At 65.1% G+C, this 7,877-nt stretch carries 7 protein-coding genes; 6 read left to right on the top strand and 1 reads right to left on the bottom strand.

Annotation, left to right across the window (positions count from 1 at the left end; all coding sequences use genetic code 11):
* Window positions 1-4 precede the first annotated feature (4 nt).
* From AC16XC_RS12815 to leuB, 3 genes are all read left to right on the top strand, one after another.
* Window positions 5-133: a DUF1993 family protein gene (locus AC16XC_RS12815; protein ID WP_484035051.1), complete on the top strand. Its 129-nt coding sequence runs from the start codon at window positions 5-7 to the stop codon at window positions 131-133.
* A 133-nt stretch (window positions 134-266) separates the two neighbouring features.
* Window positions 267-869, top strand: coding sequence for a DNA repair protein RecO (recO, locus tag AC16XC_RS12810; RefSeq protein ID WP_484035050.1), 603 nt, complete (start codon window positions 267-269; stop codon window positions 867-869).
* A complete protein-coding gene (gene leuB, locus AC16XC_RS12805; RefSeq protein WP_484035049.1) occupies window positions 866-1,936 on the top strand; it encodes a 3-isopropylmalate dehydrogenase in 1,071 nt (356 codons plus the stop codon). Before recO ends, leuB begins: the two co-directional genes overlap by 4 nt.
* Before the next feature lie 3 nt (window positions 1,937-1,939).
* On the opposite strand, the gene AC16XC_RS12800 is transcribed toward leuB, so the two are convergent.
* Window positions 1,940-3,421 carry a hypothetical protein gene (locus AC16XC_RS12800; protein WP_484035048.1) on the bottom strand — a complete coding sequence of 494 codons (1,482 nt, stop codon included), beginning with the start codon at window positions 3,419-3,421 and terminating at the stop codon, window positions 1,940-1,942.
* Between the two features lie 213 nt (window positions 3,422-3,634).
* On the opposite strand from AC16XC_RS12800, the gene AC16XC_RS12795 reads away from it, so the two are divergent.
* From AC16XC_RS12795 to AC16XC_RS12785, 3 genes are all read left to right on the top strand, one after another.
* Window positions 3,635-4,843, top strand: coding sequence for a trans-sulfuration enzyme family protein (locus tag AC16XC_RS12795; protein WP_484035047.1), 1,209 nt, complete (start codon window positions 3,635-3,637; stop codon window positions 4,841-4,843).
* Between the two features lie 137 nt (window positions 4,844-4,980).
* Entirely contained in the window at window positions 4,981-6,909 is a 1,929-nt protein-coding gene (locus AC16XC_RS12790) for a TIR domain-containing protein (RefSeq protein ID WP_484035046.1), read from the top strand.
* Window positions 6,906-7,877, top strand: a 972-nt coding sequence (locus AC16XC_RS12785) for a TIR domain-containing protein (protein ID WP_484035045.1), incomplete at its 3' end; no start/stop codon positions are given. The genes AC16XC_RS12790 and AC16XC_RS12785, both read left to right, overlap by 4 nt.

The raw sequence follows: 7,877 nt of genomic DNA, 5'->3' as shown, positions 1-7,877 counted from the left end.
CTATCTGCGGAATTTCGCGCTGCCCAATTTCTATTTTCACGCCACCATCGCCTACGCGATCATGCGGGCGCAGGGCGTCTCGCTCGGCAAGCCCGATTTCCTCCAGCATTTGGGCATGCCCGAGCAGATGTAGGCCAGCTTGTCACCCCGGCCCTGTGCCGGGGTCCAGCTGGTTCTTGGCAGCCCGGCAGGAAGCTGGATCCCGGAACAAGTCCGGGATGACCTGGTGACTTGCCGCAGAGCCATAATCTCGCCAAATCGCCCTGATGAACCTGCGCGCCCCCGCGATCCTGTGCGCTGCCCGCCCGCATGGCGAGACGGCGGTGATCGCGCGGCTGCTGACCGCCGATTACGGGCTGGTCGCAGGCTATGTCGCGGGGGGCAGGGGGCGGCAGCTGCGGCCGGTGGTGATCCCCGGCAACCTGGTCGAGGTCGATCTGCGCTCGAAATCCGACAGCCAGCTGCCGTTCGCGAGGCTCGAACTGGTCGAAAGCCGCGGGCCGTGGCTCAATGAACCGCTGCCCGCTTCGGCGATCAACTGGGTAACCGCGTTTACGGCCATCGCGCTGCCCGAACGCCATGCCTATCCCGCGCTCTACGAGGCGCTCAAGGCGCTGCTCGAGGCCATCTGCCATGCCCCCTCGGCGCGCGGCTGGGCCGGGGCGCTGGTGAGCTACGAAGTGCTGGTGCTGCGCGAGCTTGGCTATGGCGGGGGCGGCAGGCCCAAGGGCGACGGGCTTGCCGACGCGCTCGCCGCGATGGATGCGCTTTCGGCGCCCTTGGAGCGCTACCTCCTTGCCGACCGGCGCGGCGATGTTATGGCGGCCCGGACTATGCTGCGCGAACGGTTAGGGCGGATGGATCAATGAAGATTGCGGTGTTGGCAGGCGACGGGATCGGCCCGGAGATCATGGAGCAGGCACTGCTGGTGCTCGATGCCTTGAAGCTCAACGACGTCGAGCTGCTCCATGCCGATGTCGGCGGGACGGCCTACAGGAAGCACGCCCATCCGCTGCCGCCCGAAACGCTCGCAGCGGCCAGGGCGGCCGACGCGGTGCTGTTCGGCGCGGTCGGCGATCCCGATTGCGACGCGCTGGAGCGCCATTTGCGGCCCGAACAGGCGATCCTCGGCCTGCGCAGCGCGCTGACCCTGTTCGCCAACCTTCGCCCGGCGAAGATGTTCCCCGGGCTCGAAAGCCTGTCCGCGCTGCGGCCTGAAATCGCGAGGGCGATCGACCTTTTGATCGTGCGCGAATTGAACGGCGACGTCTATTTCGGCGAGAAGGCGATCCGCACGCTCGACGACGGGCGCCGCCAGGGCTTCGATTTCATGTCCTATGCCGAAGACGAAGTCCGCCGGATCGCCCATGTCGGGTTCCGCGCGGCGCAGGGGCGAGCCAAGGATGGACAGGGCCGCTTGTGCAGCGTCGACAAGGCCAATGTGCTCGAGACCAGCCAGCTGTGGCGCGATGTCGTGATCGAGGTGGCCAGGGACTATCCCGATGTCGCGCTGAGCCACATGTATGTCGACAACGCCGCGATGCAGCTGGTGCGCGATCCCGGCCAGTTCGACGTGATCGTCACCGGGAATCTGTTCGGCGATATATTGTCCGACCAGGCCAGCATGTGCGTCGGCTCGATCGGGCTGCTGGCAAGCGCTTCGCTGGGCGAGACGCAGACGGCCTACGGCACCAAGGGCCTGTACGAGCCGATCCATGGCAGCGCGCCCGACATCGCCGGGCAGGGCAAGGCCAACCCGATGGCGATGGTGCTTTCGCTCGCAATGATGCTGCGGCATTCCTTCGGGAAAGAGGAACAGGCGGCGCGGGTCGAAGCGGCGGTCGCCCGTACGCTCGAAGACGGGATCAAGGGCGCGGACCTCGGCGGCACTGCCGGAACCGCGGAGATCGGCGCGGCGATCGTCGCGCGCCTCTAAGCGCTAGAACTTGATCCGCTTGAGCCAGGCCATGACACCTGAAGGTTCGGGCTGGGCTTTCTCCGGCACTTGCGGCTCATCCTTGGGCTTGCCCCAGCGGCGCTCCGCCCAGCGATAGAGCCACACCAGGCCCTTCCAGATCCGCAGCCAGAGCGGAACGTGCGGCCGGTGGACCTTGACCACCCGCGCGCGCAATTCGTGGCGCGGCAGCGGGATTTCCGGCTCTTCCAGCTTCAGCGTCGGCAGCGGCATCAACTCGCGTTCGGACTCCAGGCCGTAGTCGCCCTCGTATGCCTGCTCGTAACCGGCCTCGTCCGCGAAACAGGGTGCCGGCTCGACCGGGTATGGCTCTTCGGCGACGCCATGGGCGTTCGGCGTTTGCGGCTGGAAGGTATATTCGTCGGCGAATGGCTCGCTTGCGTCGGCTGCCGCCGCAAAATCGAAATCCCCGGGCAATTCCTCGATCGGATCGGGCTCGAGCGAACGCAAGGGCTGCCCCAGCGCGTCGAGCTTTTCCTTGCCCTTGGGCCGATCCCAGCCGGCTGCCGGTTCGGCAGTGCTGTCCGGCTCCCAGCCGATATCGTCGGCCTCCTCGTCGGCGCCGGTAAATTCGTGCGATGGCTCGTCCCACGACCATTCCTGGCCCGGTTCGCCGGGCGCTTCGTATGGCTGCGCCTGGTCTCCGAATTCGTCGATCCCGGGCTCCGCGAGATGTTCGCCATGGGCCGGGGCCGCTTCTTCGAGCTCTTCCGCCGGGGCGAATCCGGGTTCGGTCGTGTCCGCTTCGGCCGGATCTTCCGCGGCGGGGTCCGGCTCCACGGATTCGAACGGCAGCGGGACCGATGGCGGAGCCGCATCGTAGAAGCGTTCCGCGTCCGAGCGGGAGGGGGTGATCGGCCCTCCGAAGCCATAGGCCTGGCGCAGCCGCATTTCGGCGCTGGGTTGCGCGGGCTGCTCGGGTTCGAATTCGGGCTGGTCGAATTCTGCCGGTTCGGGTTCCGCCCAATCCTCGGCCGGAGTTTCGACCAACGGAGCTTCTTCCAGCGGCGCTTCCTCGAATGCCGCCGTCTGCGCCGCTTCCTCGTCGACCGGTTCGAGCCTGACGCGATACTCCTCGGGAATGTCGAGTTCGTCCTCGTCGTCCTCGACGAATTCGTCCAATTCCTCGATTTCCTCTTCGAGCTCGTCTTCGGGAATGTCGAAGGTCTGGAAGTCGGTGATGCGTTCGGACCGCTGGGGATTGGTCATCAGCTGGCCGGCATTGAGTTCCATCACCTCGGCCGCCTTGGTCGCCTCATGCGCGTCGAGGATCAGGACCGGGGTCTTCTTGGGCTTGTTCTTGCGCTTGCCCAGCAGGCTCGCATAGGCGGGGTTGTCGCCCTCGTATTCCTCTTCGAACTGCTCGACCACGCCATTGGCGCGCGGCCGCGCCGCGGCCTGCCCGTCCGGTGGGGATTCGTTCCAGGGTTGGGCTCCAGGGCGCATGATAGCGCACAAGCGCAGAATATGGTTCGATCAGGCTTATTCAACATGGTTACACGCCGGTTAGGGATTGCCGCTTTCCCTCGGGATTCGAACGGGAAACAGCTTGAACAGGCAGTTTTTGGGGCCGGTCCGGCCAAGCGGCGGGGGCGGACCGTCGCACCAGGCCACGAAGAAAGTTGCCCGCCGCGCGCTGCGACCGTAAAGCCTTGCGCCATGAAACGCACCACCGGAACCGACCGCTCGAAGACCGCCAAATGGCGGCCGGCGACGCGCGCGGTGCGCGCGGGCACCTGGCGCAGCGAACAGGGCGAGACCAGCGAAGCGCTGTTCCTCACCTCCGGCTATACTTACGACGACGCACAGACCGTGGCCGACCGCTTCGCGGGTGAGGCCAAGGGCATGCAGTATTCGCGCTTCCAGAACCCGACCGTGGCGATGCTCGAAGAGCGGATCGCGGCGATGGAAGGGGCCGAGGCGTGCAAGGCGCAGGCGAGCGGGATGGCGGCGATGACCAGCGCGATGCTGTGCATGCTGTCGCAGGGCGACCATGTGGTCGCCGGGCGGGCAGCCTTCGGCTCGTGCCGCTGGATCCTCAACAACGTGTTCAACCGTTTCGGGATTACCCACACGGCGGTCGACGGGCGCGACAACGCCGCCTGGGAAGCGGCGATCCAGCCGAATACGAAGGTGTTCTTCTTCGAAACCCCGGCCAACCCGACGATGGATATCGTCGACCTGGAGTTCGTCTGCGCTCTGGCCAAATCGAAAGGCATCACCACCATCGTCGACAACGCCTTCGCGACCGCCGCGCTCCAGCGCCCGCTTGAATTCGGGGCGGACGTCGTCGCCTACAGCGCGACCAAGCTGATGGACGGGCAGGGCCGGGTGCTCGCCGGGGCGGTGTGCGGCAGCGAACAATGGATCAACGAGGTGCTCTCGCCGTTCCAGCGCAACACCGGTCCGGTCTGTTCGCCGTTCAACGCCTGGGTCGTCTTGAAGGGACTCGAAACGCTCGATCTGCGCGCGCACAAGCAGAGCGAAAACGCGCTCAAGGTCGGCAAGTTCGTCGAAGGGCGGGTGCCGAAGATCCTCCATCCCGGCCTGCCGAGCTTCGACCAGCACAATCTCGCGATGAAGCAGATGGACGCCTGCGGGCCGATCTTCAGCTTCACCATCGAGGGCGGGCGCGAGCGGGCCTTCGCGGTGCTCGACGCGCTCGAACTGATCGATATCTCGAACAATATCGGCGACGCCAAGAGCCTCGCCTGCCACCCGGCGAGCACGACCCACAACAATATGGGACCCGAAGGCCGCGCCGAAATGGGCGTCGAGGAAGGGATGATCCGGCTCAATATCGGGCTCGAGGACCCGCTCGACCTGATCGAGGACCTTGACCAGGCCTTTGCCAGGGCGGGAATTTAGGAATCAATATTGCAAGCGGCGAACCGGGATTCGCCTTGTAATCGCTAGCAATTGGGCCATAGGATTGCCTCGGCTTTCGGGGGGAGCCGCACCTGCCCGATTGCCTTGCGACCCGGTTGCGGCGTTCGGGCCCTGCCATGCGGCGCAGGGCCGAGGGGAAGCGCGTGCCCGGTCCAGACATCTTCCTGTCCTACAACCGCGAGGATGCCGCGCGGGCGAAGCATTTCGCCGACGGCTTTTCGGCCGAGGGGCTTGATGTCTGGTGGGACGTCGCGCTGCGCAGCGGCGAAGCTTACGACGAGGTCACGGAGCGCGCCCTGCGCGAGGCCAAGGCAGTGGTCGTGCTGTGGTCGAAGCGCTCGGTCGAGAGCCGCTGGGTCAGGGCCGAGGCAACGCTGGCCGACCGGCGCAAGGTGCTGATGCCGGCGATGATCGAACCGTGCGAGCGGCCGATCATGTTCGAACTGGTGCAGACCGCCGACCTGATCCACTGGCGCGGCGACCTGAACGATCCGGTCTGGTGCGATTTCTGCCGCCATGTGCGCGAATTCATCGGGAAGGAAACTGCGCCCGAACCTGCGCGCCCGTCCGAACCGCTGCCCAGCCTCAACCAGATCTCGATCGCGGTGCTGCCGTTCCTCAACATGGGCGGCGATCCCGAGCAGGACTATTTCGCCGACGGAATCACCGAGGACGTGATCACCGATCTCTCCAAGGTTTCGGCACTCAAGGTGATCGCGCGCAACACCGCCTTCACCTTCAAGGGGCGCAATGTCGATGTCCGGGATGTCGCGCGGCAATTGAACGTCACCCATGTGCTCGAAGGAAGCATCCGCAAGGCCGGAAACCGGGTCCGCGTCACCGCGCAGCTGATCGACGGGGCGGATCAAAGCCATATCTGGGCCGACCGCTGGGACCGCGAGCTCGACGATATTTTCGAGCTGCAGGACGAGCTTTCGGCGGCGATTGTAGAAGCGCTCAAGGTCAATCTGCTTCCGAAGGAAAAGAAGGCGATCAAGGAGCGCTGCTGCGCGAATCTCGAAGCCTACGACCTGTACCTGCGGGCGCGGGCGCTCAATATACAGATCGGCACCGACACCCTGACCAGCGCGATCGCCTTGTTGCGCCGGGTCATCGAACTCGACCCGGGATTTCTCCAGGCTCATGCCGCCCTGGCGGCAGCATTGGAGAATTCGACCACGATCATGCCCGAAGGAGCCGACGAGGCCTGGGCGGAGATTGCCGAGATCGAGTCACGGCTGGCGGACATGGCGCCGAACGATCCGGCGACACTGGTTTGCCGGGCCTCGCTGCAAGGCCATCGCTACGAATTCGAGGAAGCCACGAAGACGATCAGCCGCCTTCCCGAGGGGTATCGCGATGGCCCGTTCTGGACCTTTCCGGGAGTCCATGTCGCTTTCATGGGGCGTTACGAGGAAGCCCTTGCCGCACAGCGCGAGCAGGCGCGACTCGATCCGCTCGGCTTCCTCCATTCGCTGACCCTGAGCGATTTCCTGGAAATCACGGGCCGGATCGAAGAGGCGCAGGCGGAAGACGATCGCAGCCTCAATATCGCGGGCAACCGCGGTTATATCGAGTTTCGCATCTTCCTGCGCGGCAAGGGCGCGGCGACGCGCGAAGAGCAGGCCGGGCAATACCAGCGCTTCCTCGAGGTACGCGGACCCGAGATGCGGATCGAATTGTTCGATGCGCTGGCGCCGGTGGTGCATGATCGCGAAGCCGCGATGAAGCTCGTCCGGGCGGCGATCGCCGATCCGCGCTGGCAGGACACGACGCGGCAAATCTGGTTCGCCTTCCTCGCGGGCTACTACGATGCGCCGGACGACTGCCTGACGGCCCTTCGCAACGCCTATGTCGAGCGGCATCCGGCATTCGGCATCCTGCTTTACCTGTGGTGGCCGGTGATGCGCGAGGCGCATCTCGATCCGCGCTTCAAGGATATCCTGCGCGATATGGGCCTCTATGATTACTGGCGGAAAACGGGCAAATGGGGCGACTTCGTGCGGCCGGTGGGCGACGATGATTTCGAGGTCGTGTTTCCGTGAGCAGTCCCGACATCTTCCTCTCCTACAACCGCGAGGATTCAGCGCGGGCGAAGCATTTCGCCGACGGTTTCGCGGCCGAGGGGCTGGACGTGTGGTGGGATGTCGATCTCAGGTCGGGCGAGGCTTACGACGAGGTTACCGAGAACGCGCTGCACGATGCCAAGGCGGTCGTTGTGCTGTGGTCGCCTAGATCGGTCGTTTCGCGCTGGGTGCGCTCCGAAGCGACCATTGCCGACCAGAACAAGACGCTCGTTCCGGCGATGATCGAGCAGTGCCGCCGCCCGGTGATGTTCGAACTGGTCCAAACGGCGGAGCTCAGCCACTGGAACGGCGATGCCGCCGACCCTGCATGGCAGGGCTTCGTCGCGCATGTCCGCGAAGTGCTGGGCAAGCCTGCGGCGGCAGCTCCGGTCGCGATGCCCGCCCCTGCGGCCAAGCCCGCGCAAACCTCGGTCGTGGTCCTGCCCTTCGCCAATATGGGCGGCGACCCGGAACAGGAATATTTTGCCGACGGGATCACCGAAGACATCATCACCGATCTTTCCAAGGTCTCCTCGCTGCTGGTGATCAGCCGCAATTCGGCCTTTACTTTCAAGGGCAAGCATGTCGACCTGCCAGAGGTGGCCAAGCAGCTGGGCGTCACCCACGTGCTCGAAGGCAGCATCCGCAAGGCGGGGAACCGCATCCGCGTCACCGCCCAGCTGATCGACGGGAAGACCAACGGCCATGTCTGGGCCGACCGCTACGACCGCGATCTCGATGATATCTTCGCACTGCAGGACGAGCTGTCCAAAGCAATCGTCGATGCGCTCAAGGTCAAGCTCCTGCCCAAGGAAAAGAAGGCGATCGAGCAGCGCGAAACGCAGAATGTAGAGCTCTACGATGTCTATTTGCGTGCCCGGGCCGCCTCGAATGTGGCGATAACCGGAGAGGATTACACCAGGGCGCTGGAACTGTTCCGCAAGGCG

The organism is Candidatus Andeanibacterium sp., from assembly GCF_057143545.1.
Note: the sequence above shows the minus strand (reverse complement) of the source record. Positions and strands in the feature narration are given on the sequence as shown.

What these genes read in the sequence shown, in the direction of transcription:
- recO (WP_484035050.1), top strand. Translation starts at nt 267, where the DNA reads ATGAACCTGCGCGCCCCCGCGATCCTGTGCGCTGCCCGCCCGCATGGC.
- leuB (WP_484035049.1), top strand. Translation starts at nt 866, where the DNA reads ATGAAGATTGCGGTGTTGGCAGGCGACGGGATCGGCCCGGAGATCATG.
- AC16XC_RS12800 (WP_484035048.1), bottom strand. Translation starts at nt 3,421, where the DNA reads ATGCGCCCTGGAGCCCAACCCTGGAACGAATCCCCACCGGACGGGCAG.
- AC16XC_RS12795 (WP_484035047.1), top strand. Translation starts at nt 3,635, where the DNA reads ATGAAACGCACCACCGGAACCGACCGCTCGAAGACCGCCAAATGGCGG.
- AC16XC_RS12790 (WP_484035046.1), top strand. Translation starts at nt 4,981, where the DNA reads ATGCGGCGCAGGGCCGAGGGGAAGCGCGTGCCCGGTCCAGACATCTTC.